The sequence below is a fragment of the Streptomyces sp. DSM 15324 genome, from assembly GCF_001514285.1.
GTDB lineage: Bacteria > Actinomycetota > Actinomycetes > Streptomycetales > Streptomycetaceae > Streptomyces.
In genome coordinates this window covers 1-14,498 of sequence record NZ_KQ949033.1, presented here as the reverse complement: position 1 = coordinate 14,498, position 14,498 = coordinate 1, and the positions used below count along the sequence as shown (strand labels likewise).

Annotated in this window: 13 protein-coding genes; 6 read left to right on the top strand and 7 right to left on the bottom strand. The window is 71.4% G+C overall.

Annotated elements, in window-relative coordinates:
- Positions 1 to 106 precede the first annotated feature (106 nt).
- Positions 107 to 1,294 (top strand): amidohydrolase, encoded by a 1,188-nt coding sequence (locus tag AQJ58_RS29920; RefSeq protein ID WP_067255792.1) that lies wholly within the window; start codon positions 107 to 109, stop codon positions 1,292 to 1,294.
- Positions 1,295 to 1,832: 538 nt separating this feature from the next.
- On the opposite strand, the gene AQJ58_RS29915 is transcribed toward AQJ58_RS29920, so the two are convergent.
- The gene (locus AQJ58_RS29915; RefSeq protein ID WP_067255790.1) at positions 1,833 to 2,411 is read right to left on the bottom strand and encodes a TetR/AcrR family transcriptional regulator; all 579 of its coding nucleotides are present in this window, start codon (positions 2,409 to 2,411) and stop codon (positions 1,833 to 1,835) included.
- 94 nt (positions 2,412 to 2,505) lie between these two features.
- Between AQJ58_RS29915 and AQJ58_RS29910 the strand changes: the two genes are divergently transcribed.
- Entirely contained in the window at positions 2,506 to 2,952 is a 447-nt protein-coding gene (locus AQJ58_RS29910) for an anthrone oxygenase family protein (RefSeq protein WP_067255788.1), read from the top strand.
- 39 nt (positions 2,953 to 2,991) lie between these two features.
- Here the strand turns inward: AQJ58_RS29910 and AQJ58_RS29905 are convergent, their stop codons facing one another.
- Positions 2,992 to 4,071, bottom strand: a complete 1,080-nt coding sequence (locus AQJ58_RS29905; protein WP_067255786.1) for a YihY/virulence factor BrkB family protein — start codon at positions 4,069 to 4,071, stop codon at positions 2,992 to 2,994.
- Positions 4,072 to 4,283: 212 nt separating this feature from the next.
- Here AQJ58_RS29905 and AQJ58_RS29900 point away from each other — a divergent pair, with 212 nt between their 5' ends.
- Positions 4,284 to 5,795, top strand: coding sequence for a cytochrome bc1 complex cytochrome b subunit (locus tag AQJ58_RS29900; RefSeq protein WP_107122192.1), 1,512 nt, complete (start codon positions 4,284 to 4,286; stop codon positions 5,793 to 5,795).
- On the opposite strand, the gene AQJ58_RS29895 is transcribed toward AQJ58_RS29900, so the two are convergent.
- Both AQJ58_RS29895 and AQJ58_RS29890 read right to left on the bottom strand, forming a co-directional pair.
- The gene (locus AQJ58_RS29895; RefSeq protein WP_067255784.1) at positions 5,716 to 6,117 is read right to left on the bottom strand and encodes an aa3-type cytochrome oxidase subunit IV; all 402 of its coding nucleotides are present in this window, start codon (positions 6,115 to 6,117) and stop codon (positions 5,716 to 5,718) included. The two genes, AQJ58_RS29900 and AQJ58_RS29895, sit on opposite strands and share 80 nt — an antisense overlap.
- Positions 6,114 to 7,655 carry an aa3-type cytochrome oxidase subunit I gene (locus AQJ58_RS29890; protein WP_234360352.1) on the bottom strand — a complete coding sequence of 514 codons (1,542 nt, stop codon included), beginning with the start codon at positions 7,653 to 7,655 and terminating at the stop codon, positions 6,114 to 6,116. Before AQJ58_RS29890 ends, AQJ58_RS29895 begins: the two co-directional genes overlap by 4 nt.
- A 219-nt stretch (positions 7,656 to 7,874) precedes the next feature.
- Between AQJ58_RS29890 and AQJ58_RS29885 the strand changes: the two genes are divergently transcribed.
- Entirely contained in the window at positions 7,875 to 8,270 is a 396-nt protein-coding gene (locus tag AQJ58_RS29885; RefSeq protein WP_067255782.1) for a DUF6479 family protein, read from the top strand.
- Positions 8,271 to 8,274: 4 nt separating this feature from the next.
- On the opposite strand, the gene AQJ58_RS29880 is transcribed toward AQJ58_RS29885, so the two are convergent.
- Both AQJ58_RS29880 and AQJ58_RS29875 read right to left on the bottom strand, forming a co-directional pair.
- Positions 8,275 to 9,135 (bottom strand): hypothetical protein, encoded by an 861-nt coding sequence (locus AQJ58_RS29880; protein ID WP_067255780.1) that lies wholly within the window; start codon positions 9,133 to 9,135, stop codon positions 8,275 to 8,277.
- 309 nt (positions 9,136 to 9,444) lie between these two features.
- The gene (locus tag AQJ58_RS29875; protein WP_067256263.1) at positions 9,445 to 10,362 is read right to left on the bottom strand and encodes a hypothetical protein; all 918 of its coding nucleotides are present in this window, start codon (positions 10,360 to 10,362) and stop codon (positions 9,445 to 9,447) included.
- Positions 10,363 to 11,743: 1,381 nt separating this feature from the next.
- On the opposite strand from AQJ58_RS29875, the gene AQJ58_RS29870 reads away from it, so the two are divergent.
- The gene (locus AQJ58_RS29870; protein WP_067255778.1) at positions 11,744 to 12,322 is read left to right on the top strand and encodes a helix-turn-helix transcriptional regulator; all 579 of its coding nucleotides are present in this window, start codon (positions 11,744 to 11,746) and stop codon (positions 12,320 to 12,322) included.
- Positions 12,323 to 12,401: 79 nt separating this feature from the next.
- Here AQJ58_RS29870 and AQJ58_RS29865 read toward each other — a convergent pair whose 3' ends face one another.
- Entirely contained in the window at positions 12,402 to 12,689 is a 288-nt protein-coding gene (locus tag AQJ58_RS29865; RefSeq protein ID WP_067255776.1) for a hypothetical protein, read from the bottom strand.
- A gap of 395 nt (positions 12,690 to 13,084) precedes the next feature.
- Between AQJ58_RS29865 and AQJ58_RS29860 the strand changes: the two genes are divergently transcribed.
- A partial coding sequence (locus AQJ58_RS29860) for a beta-ketoacyl [acyl carrier protein] synthase domain-containing protein (protein WP_199844724.1) occupies positions 13,085 to 14,498 on the top strand: 1,414 nt, incomplete at its 3' end.

Genomic DNA, 14,498 nt, shown 5'->3' with positions numbered 1-14,498 from the left:
ACGGGTCCGGCCCGGCGGAGGTTCCCGCCCGCCCCCGGGGGGAACCCGTGCCGGTGAGCCCCGCCCGCACCGGCCTCCGTACCGGCTCCGACGCGCAGGAGACGAGATGCCCACCCCGCTGCCGGCCCCGTACCGCCAGGTCCGCGATGAGACCGCCCGGCGCGCGGAGGCGCTGTGGGAGGTGGCGTGTGCGCTGCACGAGGACCCCGAGACCGCCTTCGCGGAGCATCGCGCGGCGGCCCTGCTCACCGGCGAGCTGGAACGCGCCGGATTCCGGGTGCGGCGGAACGTGGCGGGCCTGCCGACGGCGTTCACCGCGCGTTCGGGCCAGGGGCCGCCGACCGTTGCCCTGCTGCTGGAGTACGACGCCCTGCCCGGCCTCGGACATGCCTGCGGGCACAACCTGGTCGCCGCCGCCGGGCTCGGGGCCGCGCTGGTCGCGGACGCCGTGCGGGGAGCGGCCGACGGCGGTTGCGTGCTGGCCGTGGGCACCCCGGCCGAGGAGGGCGGGGGCGGCAAGGCGCTGGAGGCGGACGCCGGGGTCTTCGACGAGGTCGACGCCGCGCTGATGTTCCACCCCGGCGTCCACGACTGGGTGCGGGCGCCGCTGACCGCGCAGGAGCAGTACCGGGTCGCCTTCCGGGGCCAAGCCGCCCATCCCACCGGGAACCCGGCCGAGGGCGTCGACGCCCTCGCCGCCCTGATCGAGCTGTTCAACGTCCTGTCCGCGCTCGGCAGGCGGCTGCCGGAGGGTTCCCATGTGCAGGGGATCGTCACGCACGGCGGAACGGCGACCAACATCGTCCCCGACCGTGCCGAGGGCCGCTTCGGCCTGCGGGCGGCGACCACCGCGGCCCTGGACGGCCTCGCGGCCCAGCTCGGCGTCTGCGCGGAGGGGGTCGCCCGGGCGACCGGCACGTCCTTCGAAGTGGAGCGGGCGAGTGTCCGCTACGAGCACTTCCGGGACAACCGCGTGCTCTCCGAGCGCTTCGCCGGTCACCTGAGCGGAGCGGGCATCACGCTCTCCGAGCCGACCCCCGGTGTCCACCTCGGTTCCTCGGACATCGGCAACGTCAGCGGCCGGGTGCCCGCCATCCACCCCTTCGTCGCGATCATGGAAGCCGACGGCAGCGACCACACCCCGCGGTTCGCCACGGCAGCCGCCTCCGAACGGGCCCGGCACGTCCTGTCGGCGGTCGTGGAGGCGCTGGCCTGCACGGCACTCGACGTCCTGCGGGACCCGCACCTGCGGACGCGCGCGGCGGACGAGCACCGGACGGCCGCCGCCGACTGACCGACCGCGCGCCGGACGAGACCGGCAGCCGTGATCCGTGGCGGTCAGCGCGTTCCGGGTACCCGTGCGAGGCCGCCGGCCGCGCGCCCACCACGGCACCTCGGCCCCGGACCCGGCCCCGACTACCTGGGGGGCGACGAGCGCGGCCGCGACCGGGCCGACGGCCCCGGCCGGACGAGGGCCGACAACCTGCACGGCGTCGCCCGGGCGCCGGGTGAACGACCGCCGACGCCACCGTGACCCGAGCGAAGCGCCCCACGGCGCTCGGCTGACGGCGGATGTCCGCCAGGTGGACGGCCGCGGACGTCATTCCCAGCCGGCGGGCCGCCTCCTCGACCAGCTGCGGCAGCTGCTGGGGGGAGGCGGTGTGCGAGCGCTCCAGAAGCAAGCCCAGCGCGGCCCCCAGTTCGTCCGCCATCAGTCACCGGCCCTTTCCCCGACGCGGCCCCTTCTTTCTCCTTTCGAGTCTGGGGCCGTTGCGCCCGGCGCGCTGCCTCGCGGGGACGGTGCGCGACGGGACGGTGGGAGGCAGGGCGGGTCAGAGCACGGCGAGGCGCTCCACCAGCAGGTGCACCCGCTGCTCGGTGAGCTCGGGCGGGAGCCGTCCCGCCCGGGTCAGGGTCGCGATCCCGTGCAGGGACGCCCAGAACACCTCGGTGAACAGCCCCGGGTGGACGCCCTCCCCGGCGACCTCACCGAGGCACTCCAGCAGGGCGGCGAAGGCGTCCTTGAGCGGTTCCGGGGTGTCCTCGCGCGCGTACGCCAGCCCGCCGTCGAGCTGGAACAGGGCGTCGTAGACCGCCGGATTGCGCTCGGCGTAGTCGAGGTAGGCGCGGGCGAGGGCGGCGACCCGCTCGCGCGCACCGTCCGCGGCGGCGGTCGAGGCCCGCAGCGCGACGGCCAGCTCGGCGGCGCCTTCGAGGGCGACGGCGCCGATGATCTCCCGTTTGCCGCGGAAGTGGCTGTAGAGGACGGGCTGGCTGTACTCGATGCGCTCGGCCAGGCGGCGCGTGGTCACCGCGTCCCAGCCCTGCTGCTCGGCGAGTTCGCGGGCCGTCGTCACGATGAGCCGCTCGCGGGTCGCCCGCTCGCGCTCCTTGCGTTCCTTTACCGACATGCTCCGATCCTAGCACCGCTAGACAACTGAGCGGCAGCAGCGCTAGCGTTGCCTCACCGGATAGCGCTGCTAGATTCCTTGCTTGGAGGCCGTCATGCTCAGCGCACTTGAGGTGTTCACCATCGTGGTCGTCGGCGTGATGGTGGGGGTCGAGGTCTGCGTCGCCTTCGTCATGAACCGGATCCTCGACGCACTTCCCGGCGACGCCGGTCAGCTCGGCCACGCCCACGGAGGCCGGATGCTCGGCGCCCTCATGCCGTTCTGGTACATCGGCTCGCTCGTCCTCGTCGCCGTCTGGGCCGTCGCCGGACGGGGCGACGGCGGTACCGGCCCGGTCGTCGCCGCCGCCGCGCTGCTGCTCCTCAGCGTGATCATGTCGATCCTGCTGCTCGTCCCGATCAACAACCGCAACCGGACGTGGACCCCGGAGAACCGGCCCGCGGACTGGAAGGAGCAGCTGAACCGCTGGCAGCGCTGGCACTACGTCCGCGTCGCCGTCATCGTCGGCGCCTTCGCCCTGCTCGCCGCCGCCCTCACCTGACAGGGCGGCGGCTCGCGGCAGACGGGGAGACCGGTGACCTCACCGGTCTCCGCCGGCTCCCCGGGCCTCTCGGCGCGGGTCGGCTTCCGGGGTGCCGAGGCGGCGGTCGTCCTCCTCGTCCCACGCCCGGGTGTCGCGCGGCTCGACGTACGGCTCCTCGTCGGCCGGGTGGCCCCCGGCCACGGCGCGTTGCCGCGCCAGCTCCGCGTCGAACTCCAGGCCCAGCAGGATCGCGAGATTGGTGATCCACAGCCACACCAGGAAGATGACCACGCCCGCGAGAGTGCCGTACGTCTTGTTGTACGAGCCGAAGTTCGCCACGTACAGCGCGAACCCGGCGGACGCGGCCATCCAGATCAGCAGGGCCAGGAAGCTGCCCGGCGTGACCCAGCGGAAACCGCGGACGCGCGCGTTGGGAGTGGCCCAGTACAGGACGGCGATCATCACGGTCACCAGCAGCACCAGCACCGGCCACTTCGCGTACGACCACACGGTCAGCCCCGTGTCACCGACCCCGAGCGCCGTGCCCGCCTGCCGGGCGAGGCTCCCGGTGAACACCACGATCAACGCGCTGATCACCGCCATCACCATCAGGACGACGGTCACGCCGACCCGTACGGGCAGCACCTTCCACACCGGTCGCCCTTCGGGGATGTCGTAGACCGCGTTGGCGCTGCGGATGAACGCGGCGACATAGCCCGACGCCGACCACACCGCGAGCAGCAGACCCACGACGGCCATGAGCGAGCCCAGCCCGCCCCTGCCCTGCATCTGCTGCACCGCGCTCCGCAGGATGTCCTGGGCCGCGCCCGGCGCGAGCTTCTGAATGTTGTCCAGGACCGCCCGGGTGGCGGACTGCCCGACGATCCCCAGCAGCGAGACCAGTGCCAGCAGCGCCGGGAACAGCGCCAGGATCGAGTAGTAGGTCAGCGCCGCGGCCCGGTCGGCCAGCTCGTCCCTCTTGAATTCCTTCAGTGTGCCCCTGAGCACCGCTGTCCAGGAGCGCTTGGGCAGGTCCGTCGGCTTCCCCGGGGCCTGCCGCTCCTCGCGCCCGCCCGTCCTGTCGGCGGCCGGGGCGTGCACGTCGTGGCGTCTGTGAGGCTTCAGCGTTCGTACCATTCCCGACGGGTATCCGGCCCGCCACCAGCTATGCACATATATGCCATATCGGACTTTTAGGGTCGGCGGTCCCCTGCGGCCCCGGCGGTCCCTGCGCCGATCGGGTGCGCTCCTGCCTGCCGCCGGGTGTTTCCCGCCCCCGGGGTGCTCGCCGCGCGCGGCTCGGGCAAGGGATGGGGCCTGACGTGTGTGCCGGAGAGAGGAGTGCCGCCATGGCTGGTGGGCGACGCCGGGGGGAGCGGCTGGCGGACGCGGCGGACGCGCGACTGCCGGTGAACGACGGCGCGGGGCCGCTGCTGCGCAAGGCGTTCCCCGACCACTGGTCGTTCCTGCTGGGCGAACTGGCCCTGTACAGCCTGATCGTGCTGGTGCTGACCGGCGTGTGGCTGACCTTCTTCTTCGAGCCCGGGATGCGGGAGGTGGTGTACACCGGCTCCTACGCGCCGCTGCGCGGGGTACGGATGTCGGAGGCGTTCGCGTCCACGATCGACATCAGCTTCGCCGTGCGGGGCGGGCTGCTGATCCGGCAGCTGCACCACTGGGCCGCGCTGGTGTTCGTCGCCGCGATCGGGGTCCATCTGCTGCGGGTCTTCTTCACCGGCGCCTTCCGCAGGCCGCGCGAGGCGAACTGGCTCATCGGCGTCACGCTCCTCGTGCTCGCCCTGGCCGAGGGCTTCGCCGGCTACTCCCTCCCGGACGACCTGCTCTCCGGCACCGGGCTGCGGATCGCCCAGGGCATCATGCTGTCCCTCCCGGTGGTGGGGACGTACGTCGCGCTGTTCGCGTTCGGCTCGCAGTACCCGGGGCACGACCTCGTCCCACGGCTGTACGGCCTGCACATCCTGCTGTTGCCCGGGGCGCTGCTCGGGCTGGTCACCGTGCATCTGGTCCTCGTCTTCTTCCTCAAGCACACCCAGTGGCGCGCCCCGGGCCGCACGAACGCGAACGCCGTCGGAAACCCGATGTACCCGCAGTTCACGGCATCCTCCGGCGGACTGTCCCTGGCCGTCTTCGGGCTGCTGGCCGCTCTCGCCGGCGTCGCGCAGGTCAATCCGGTGTGGCAGTACGGCCCGTACCGCCCGGACATCGTGTCGACCGGTTCGCAACCGGACTGGTACGTCGGCTTCCTCGAAGGCGCGTTGCGGCTCGTGCCGCCGTGGGAGACGACCGTCGCGGGGCACACCGTCATGTGGAACGTCCTGCTCCCGGCCGTCGTCCTGCCCGGACTGTTCTTCGGCGTGCTCTACGCCTACCCCTTCGTCGAGCAGCGCCTCACCGGGGAGGGCAGCCACGAACAGCACCTGTGCGACCGGCCCCGCGAGCGCCCGGTGCGCACCGGCCTGGGCGTCGCGGGGATCACCTTCTACGGCGTGCTGGTGCTGGCAGGCGGCAACGACGTCGTCGCGGCGACGTTCCGCGTCTCGGTGAACGCCCTCACCTGGATCCTCCGGATCGCCCTGGTCCTGGGCCCCGTCGTCGCGTTCTTCGTCACCCGCGCGCTGTGTCACGCCCTGCTGCGCGCCGAACGGGCACGGCTCGCCGAGGGCGAGGAGACCGGTGAGGTGCGCCAGACCCTGGCGGGAGGCTACGAGGGCGGCCACCGCCCGGTGACCTCCTTCCGGCCGGGCGCACCACGCGTGCCGCTCAGCCCTCCCTCTCGCCCCGGTGGACGTACTGGAACACCATCCCCAGAACGCCGCGCGCCAGAATCCCGAAACCGATGAGGAACAGCCACAGCCCGAAGACCACCCCGGTCGCCGCGAGGGCGAAGCCCAGCGCGGTGACCACGGGCCAGCCGCTGTGCGGCGGGAAGAAGTCCAGCGGCCCCACCCGGTCGGCGACCTCGGCGTCGGTACGGTCCTGGGCGCGGGCGCCGTGCCGGACGTACTGCACGGAGCAGTAGAACGACACGAGGGCGCCCATGCAGAACGCCACCACGAGCGCGGCCGTACCCGCCGGGTCCCAGTGGGACCAGAAACCGTAGAACATCGCGGCGCCGCCGAAGAAGACGGCCACGCCCCCGAACAGCATCGCCTCCGCCTTCACCGGGCGTCCTCCCGCCCCGAGACGCCGGGGTGGCGCAGATCGAACGCCGGTGACTCCGAGCGGATCCTGGGCAGTGCCACGAAGTTGTGCCGGGGCGGCGGGCAGGAGGTCGTCCATTCCAGGGAGCGCCCGTAGCCCCAGGGGTCGTCCTCCGTCACGCGCCGCCCGTGGCGCGCCGTGCGCCAGACGTTGTAGAGGAACGGCAGGGTGGACACGCCGAGCAGGAACGCACCCGCCGTCGACAGGGTGTTGAGCAGGGTGAAGCCGTCGGAGGGCAGGTAGTCGGCGTACCGGCGCGGCATCCCCTCCTCGCCCAGCCAGTGCTGCACGAGGAACGTCAGCTGGAAGCCGGGGAAGAGCAGCCAGAAGTGCAGTGTGCCCAGTCGTTCGTCGAGCATCCTGCCGGTGAACTTGGGCCACCAGAAGTAGAAGCCGGCGAACATCGCGAAGACCACCGTGCCGAACAGGACGTAGTGCAGATGGGCGACGACGAAGTACGAGTCGGTGAGGTGGAAGTCGAGGGGCGGGGACGCGACGAGCACTCCGCTCAGCCCGCCCAGCAGGAACGTCACGAGGAAGCCCGCCGACCACAGCATCGGCGTCTCGAAGGAGAGCGAACCGCGCATCATCGTGCCGGTCCAGGCGAAGAACTTGATGCCCGTCGGCACGGCGATGAGGAACGACATGACCGAGAAGAACGGCAGCAGGACCGCACCCGTCGCGAACATGTGGTGCGCCCACACCACCGCCGACAGCATGGTGATCGTGGTGGTCGCCCCGATCATCGGCAGATAGCCGAACAGGGGCTTGCGGGAGAACACCGGGAGGATCTCGGAGATGATGCCGAAGAACGGCAGGGCGACGATGTAGACCTCCGGGTGCCCGAAGAACCAGAACAGGTGCTGCCACAGGAGGGCGCCGCCGTTGGCGGCGTCGAAGACGTGCGAGCCGAACGTGCGGTCGGACTCCAGGGCCAGCAGCGCGGCGGTCAGCACGGGGAAGGACGGCAGCACCAGGATCGACGTGAACAGCACGTTCCAGGTGAACATCGGCATCCGGAACATCGTCATCGCCGGGGCCCGCAGGCACAGGATGGTGGCGATGAAGTTGACCGCGCCGAGCGTGGTCGACACACCGGTGACCACCAGGCCCATCACCCACAGATCGGCCCCGGCCCCGGGGGAGTGGTACGCGCTGTTGAGCGGGGCGTAGGCGAACCAGCCGAACGCGGCCGCGCCGCCCGGTGTCACGAACCCGGAGACGACCATCAGGCCGCCGAAGAGGTACATCCAGTACGACAGCGCGTTGAGCCGCGGGAACGCCACATCGGGAGCCCCGATCTGCAACGGCATCACGGCGTTCGTGAACCCCGCGAACATCGGCGTCGCGAAGAGCAGCATCATGATCGTGCCGTGGATGGTGACGAACTCGTCGTAGGTCTGCTCGCTCAGGAACTGCAGCCCCGGCCGGGCCAGTTCGGCCCGCATGCCGAGGGCGAGCAGACCGGCGAGGAGGAAGAACGCGAACGCCGTCACCATGTACAGGTTGCCGATCACCTTGTGATCGGTGGTCGAGGTCCAGCGGAGCAGCCGTCGGCCCAGGGGGAGCGTGACGTCGCCGGGCGTGCGGGCCCCGCCTGCGGCGATGCGTGGGGGTGACACCTCGGTCATGGTCCGACGCTACCGGTGACCTCCGTATATGCCGGGATCGCCACGCCTTGCGGGTATGCACTCCTCGGGGGTGGGTACTCGGCGCCGATGAACACGACACACGGACCGGCTACGGCGTTCGAGGCGGCCGAGCGGACGGCCGCGGCCGGATCGGCGGCGGGGATCCTCCTGATCGTCGTCTGCGGCGTACTCGTCACGGCCGCCCTGGTGTGGGCGGTCCGCTTCGGCACCAGGGTGCGGGCCCGGGAGCAGTCTCCGGGGCGCGCGGCGACGCGTCCCGGGCCGCGGCGGCCCACTCGGCAGCCGGTGGACCAGGAACGGCTGCAGCGGCGCGAGCCCGGCGAGGTGCCCCGGGCCGGCCCCGGCGACCGCCCCCTCACACCGCACGAACTCGGCAACGCGCCCGACCGGCCGAGCGAGAGCCAGGAACGCCCTCGCTGGCGCCCCGGCTCGGGCGGCTCATTCGGCAGCGGCGGCCACTGACCGCCTACTTGACGTCGATGAAGTCGCTGGACGCCGTCGAGGCGGCGGTCGTGGCGGTGCCGGCGAAGGTGTAGCGGTAGTAACCGTCGACGGTGGCCTTGGTCGTGGTCCTCAGGGTGCCGGTGCTGCTCGTCCTGACCGTCTTCAGGGTGGTGTAGGTGCTGCTGCCCTTCTTGCGGAACTGCAGCTTCACGGGCTGGGACGCGTAACCCGCGTACTTCCCCGTCGACCAGTTCGCGCGGGCGAGCTTGCCCGTGATCGTGATGGTCCTGCCCTTCCTGACCGGCTCGGGCGTGGCGTCGGCGGTCAGGGTGGCGGACTTCTTGATCGCGGCGGTGGCGACGTCGTCGTCGTAACTGGCGTTCGCGTACAGGTCCCAGGCGCCCAGGAACAGCTTCCAGGTCCCCGCGACGCCGTTGTTCTTCATGTCGGTGGCGGGGCGGATGGGGAAAACGGCCTTGCACGTGTAGACGCCCTGGGTTGCCGACTCCGTGCACCTGGGGTCGTCGTCCGTCCCCAGGCCACCGGTGATGCCGTCCGTGGTCGAGCTGTCGGTGCCCTGCCACAGGAAGGCCTCGGTGAGGGCGACGCCGCTCTGGTCGGTGGCGGTGTAGGTGACGACGACGGTCTTCGTGCCGGTGGTGCCGAGCACGATGTCCTTGCCGCCGTTGACGACCGCGTGGGAGAACTTGGTGTTGCCCAACGCGTCGTACGGCCGAACGGTCCCGGAGGCGCCGGAGGCGAAGGAGCTGAACTTCGTCGACGCGCCCGTGCGCTCCGAGGCCTGAGCGGCCACCGGAAGAGCGAGCGCGGACAGGACGACGGCACCGGAGACGACGGCGGCGGCCGTGACGCGTATACGCATGATCCCCCCACAAGAACCTGAGAGGCCCGCCGAAGTCGTCCTCCGGTCGGGCCTGTTGATCTCCGCATCATAGGAACCGGGTGCGTAAAGAGTGGAGATCGTTGGGGCAATGGGTGGGCAAGGCCCTTTGGCTCCGGCAGCCGGGACAGCTGCGCGCCGGGCGCCCGGCGCCGGGTCGAGGGCGGGCGACGGAACGGGTCAGCATGGCACCAGCCAGCACCTTGCCGCCAGGGGCGCGGCCGCGGTGATGCGGGCGCGCCCCTGACAGCCGCACGCGTCAGGGTGCGGTGGCGTTGCCCGCGACCTCCGTCACGAGCGGCGCGCCCGGCGGGCCGTGAACAGCGCCGCGCCGCCGAGGGCGATCACCGCGGCGGCGGTGCCGGCGATGAGGCCGACCGGCGCGCTGGAGCCGGTCTCGGCCAGGGGCGGGGTGCTGTGGCTGGGAGAGGGCTTCGGGCCGGGGGGCGGCGGGGACTGCATCGGCGGGACGTCCGGCGTGGTCGGCGGGGTGCTGGAGGAGACGGGGGTGGTGGGCGTGGCGGGCGGCGTCGTCTCCTCGGCGGGCGGCTGGCTCGCCGGGGGTGAGCTCGGGGTGGTGGGCGTCGGCTCGACGGGCGTCGGAGGCGGCGAGGTGGGCTTGTCGGTGCAGGGCTTGTCGCCCCCGTTCCACGCGGCGATGAGGTGGTACGGGGTGACGATGTTGCCGGGCTGGTACGGGGCGGGACCGTGACCGTCGCCCGTCTTGCCGTCGTACAGGACGTCGTCGCCGTAGAGGTCGATCTGCCCGTAGCAGTCGGGGGTCTCGACCGAGAGCTTCTGCCAGGTCCGCTTGGTGTCGTCGGTGCCGCCGATGTCGGCCGAGGTGAGGTACACCGTGGCGTGGTCGACGAGGGTCTGGTGGCCGGAGGTGTACCAGTTGGATCCCTCGGTGGTGTACTCGGCCAGCGAGACCGGGTACGTGCAGCCGTCGCCGACGTTCTGCCCGGGGGCGAGGCGCACCTCGACGGTGCCCGGGACGGAGGTCCACTGGTGGAAGCCGCCCTGGGAGGTCCAGTCGGCGTCGACCGGCTTTCCGTCGCCGTCGACGAGGCGGTACTGCACGGTGGCCGACTGGCAGCTGCCTCCGGGCGTGGCGCTCGCCGAGGTCGCTCCGAGCACCGGCGCGGCGGCGAGGAGGGCGGTCGTGGCGAGCGCGGCCGCGGTTCTGGAACGTGAGGAGTGCGTCAAGATCTGCCTCTGGGGGATGAGGATGGGGGAGGTCGGTGCGCGCGAGTCGTCGAGACGCACGGAGACCGGGAGTCAGCGGCGGAGACACTCGCGTCACAGGGCTCACTCAGGACGCAGTGAGTGATCGAGATTGTCGCCAGTTCACATAACTTCCGTCAAACTTTCGGGAGTTCCCTACAAAGTGTAGGAAATACGGGTGATCCGGTCCCGACCGTTCCGAGACCCATGTTCTCGTGGGCGCGGGGTTCCGGTGGACGCCGACCCCCTCTGTCTACGCGGCAGCGACGAACTCACCTGACACCCAATGGTGTTGAGGAACGTGAGCAGCCCGCCCTGGACCACATCGCCTTCCCGTCCGCACCTTTGAAGACGTCGACCAGGCGGAGCGGTTCTTCACGGAACTCGTCCGCCGCCGCCCTCGCGCGGTCCCCGGTCGGCCCGCTCGGCCACGAGTGCGTGGGCGCGGTCGTGGAGGTCGGCCCCGACCGCACGGGGATGAAGGCGAGCGCCGGGGCGACCACTCGGTCGCCCTGCTTGTCCGGTGCCCGTGCGGCCCGCCTCGCTGCCGCACCGGCCTCCTCGGCGGACCGCCAGCCGTATTGAAGAAAGCCGACGGGTGCCGCGCTTCCCCCGATATTCGCGCGGGTTATCCCGGCTGTGAGGTTTTCCGCCGCCCCGCAGTCGGAACGAAATGGGAGGCATCCCCGGGGCGGTACTTCTTCGCTTCCCGGAATGGCCGTGGGGCGGAGCCGAGGCCGCGTCCGCCGTCCCCTCGGGCGCACGCGGGTTCCCTCGTCTCACCGTGGTCAAACCATGACCGCCATGTCGTTATCGGAACGTGACATAGAGGGGTCGGCGGGCGGCGAGGGGGCCGTTGCCGCATGTGGGTGCTCGCGTTACGGTTGTCCGATCTTCGGGTGAAAGCGCAGACGGGAGAGTTGCGCCTGTCGCTCCCGGCCCCCTCCCGGACACATCCCAGCCACGCCGGCGAAACACTGGCTCCGCATGTGTGTACCGCGCCGCGCTGTGCATGTGTGACCGTACCGAACCAGCCCACCGAACAAAGCTACGCGCGATGACCGAACCCGCCGTACGGGGGCACCGCAGTATTTCCCCGCCGGCCCCGACCGTCGTTGACTCCCCGCACACGGCCCACCTACTGTCGCCGACAGCGGTGCAGAAAAAGAATGGGAATATTCGTCGCAGCGGCTTTCTTCTCTGCCTTCCGCTGACGAAGCAATAGTTCCGCGTTGACGTTCAGGAGAGGAATTTCATGCTCCCCTACGCCGACAGGTCGGCAATGGTCAGTGGCCTTCCCGAAGCATCGCGCCATGCTCGCCGTGGAGACCGGCGGCCAAGCGCCCCGCCGCACGTCACCTGCATGGCCAGTCTGGACGCCGGCCTCAAGATAGAAGCGGCCAACGCCGACTTCTTCCGTCATGTGGCCCGGCCGTCCACGGAGATCTGTGGACGCAGCATCTACGATGTCCTGCATCCGAGCGCCCGAAACATCCTGCCCAAGCACTTCACCCACCTCTCGAACGGCCACGGCAGCCGATTCGTCGAGCGAGTGGTCGCCATGCGAGGGCACGACCGCGTCTTCTCCGCGGAGATCACCGGTATAGCCGTCAAGGGGGAGGGCGACGACCTGTCAGGTGTCGTCGTCCTGATGAGCCCCGAGGACGAGCCGGCCGAGGCGGCGGAGCGCCCCGCCAAGCCGACACCGGTGCTCACCGCCCTGGACGCCCGCATCCTGGAGGGCGTGGCCACCGGCGCCTCGACCATCCAACTGGCCTCGCGCCTCTACCTCAGCCGACAGGGGGTGGAGTACCACGTCGGCCTGATGCTGCGCCGGTTCAAGGCCCCCAACCGTGCCGCGCTCGTCTCCCGCGCCTACTCGATGGGTGTCCTCACGGTCGGCAGTTGGCCGCCCCGTGCCGTGGCCGAATACGTGAAGTGACCCCTCGGCACCCTGTGCCGCCACCGGACTCCCCAGGCCCACCGGGGAGTCCGGCCCTTTTCACGGCGGGCCCGCGCGGTCAGCGACGGTGACCGCCGATCCCCTCGTCGTCGGCGTCCTGCCACGGCACATGGTGGTACGGGCCGTCGCTGATCCGTACGACCTCCCGGCCACGCCTGCTCCCGCACAGCGCCGACGTGCGGACACCGGCACCCGAGACGTCCTCCATGTCCAGCTGGAAGCGGTCGAGATCGTTCATCAGCCTCCGGACGTACGGCGAGTCACCGTCGGCCAGCCGCAGCGACTCCAGGCTGCAACGCAGCTCCACCAGGGCACCGCGCAGATGGGCGAGTTCCACGTTCGTCATGGCTCTTCCTCCGTCTCTTCCGGACCGGCAAAAACGCCGTCACGCGCACCGACCCGAGACCCGGACACATCACCGCCGCACCCCCGGGGCGGTGTCGCCTCATTCAGAGGGGAGAACCCCGACGAGCGCAACACCTCGCACAGTGCCCCGGGCCATGTCTGGGCGTTTCCCGAAACACACCGCCCCCGGAGCAGCCTCCGCACCCGCTGAACCGGCACGAATCTAGGGGCCGCCCTAGTCCATGCGCCCCTAGCGTGAGTAGCCCGGCGGTCCGCGATCCGCTGCCCGACCCCTGGAGGGCCGGTGCGGGCCGCCGACTACGCCGTGCGCCGTATGCATGCCGTACCCGACGTCTGCGGTCCACACGAGCTGGGCCAACAAGCTGGTGGAGTGGAATGAGCGAGTCAGAACGCACACGGTACGGGCTCAACGCCGCCCCCCAGCGGGCCATCGCCGTCGTCGGCCTGGCCTGCCGCCTGCCCGGTGCGCCCGACCCCGACGGCTTGTGGCGCCTGCTGCGCGACGGTGACAGCGCCGTACGCCCGGCACCCACCGATCGCCCGCGGCTCGCCGCCGCCTCCACCCGGGGCGGGTCCGAGGACGGTGTACCCCGCTGGGGCGGATTCCTCGACGAGGTCGACCGCTTCGACGCCGGCTTCTTCGGTGTCTCGCCACGCGAGGCGGACGCCATGGACCCCCAGCAGCGCCTTGTGCTCGAACTCGCCTGGGAAGCCCTGGAGGACGCCCGCATCCTGCCCGAACGCCTCCGCTCCACCAGCGCGGGCGTGTTCATCGGGGCCGCCCACGACGACTACGCCACCCTGCTCCACGCGCTCGGACCGGAAGCGGTCACCCACCAGTCCTTCACCGGCACGCACCGTGCCCTCGTGGCCAACAGGCTCTCCTACCTGCTCGGCCTGCGCGGCCCCAGCCTCACCCTCGACTCGGCGCAGTCGTCCTCGCTCGTAGCCGTCCACCTCGCCTGCGAAAGCCTGCGCAGCGGCGACAGCGACATCGCCCTCGTGGGTGGCGTGAACCTGCACCTCGCCCCCGAGAGCGACCTCTACCCGCACCGCTTCGGCGCCCTCTCGCCCGACGGCCGCTGCTACACCTTCGACGCCCGCGCCAACGGGTTCGTGCGCGGCGAGGGCGGCGCCCTCGTCGTCCTGAAGCCGCTCGACCGGGCCCTCGCCGACGGCGACCCCGTCCGCGCCGTCATCCGTGGCAGCGCCGTCAACAACGACGGCGGTGGTGACACGCTCACCGCTCCCGACCCGCGCGCCCAGGAAGACGTGATCCGCCGAGCCCTGCACAACGCCGGGACGGCCCCGTACGACATCCAGTACGTCGAGCTCCACGGAACCGGGACACCGGTCGGCGACCCGGTCGAGGCCGCCGCCCTCGGCGCGGCCCTGGGCGAGGGGAGGCCCTCCGACGAGCCCCTGCGCGTGGGCTCCGTCAAGACCAACGTGGGCCACCTCGAAGGCGCGGCCGGCATCGCCGGCCTCCTCAAGACGGTCCTGGCGCTCCAGCACCGCGAACTCCCGCCCAGCCTCAACTACCGGACCCCCAACCCCGACATCCCTCTCGACGCCTTCCGGCTCCGCGTTCAGGACACCAAGTCCCCCTGGCCGCGCCCCGAAGCGCCCCTGATCGCCGGGGTGAGCGCCTTCGGCATGGGCGGGACGAATGCGCATGTGGTGTTGGAGGAGGCTCCGGTTGTGCCGGAGGCCGGGTCCGGCCGTGCGGGTGCGGGTACGTCACCGGTGTTGGTGGCTGGTGGTGTGGTGCCGTGGGTGGTGTCGGGCC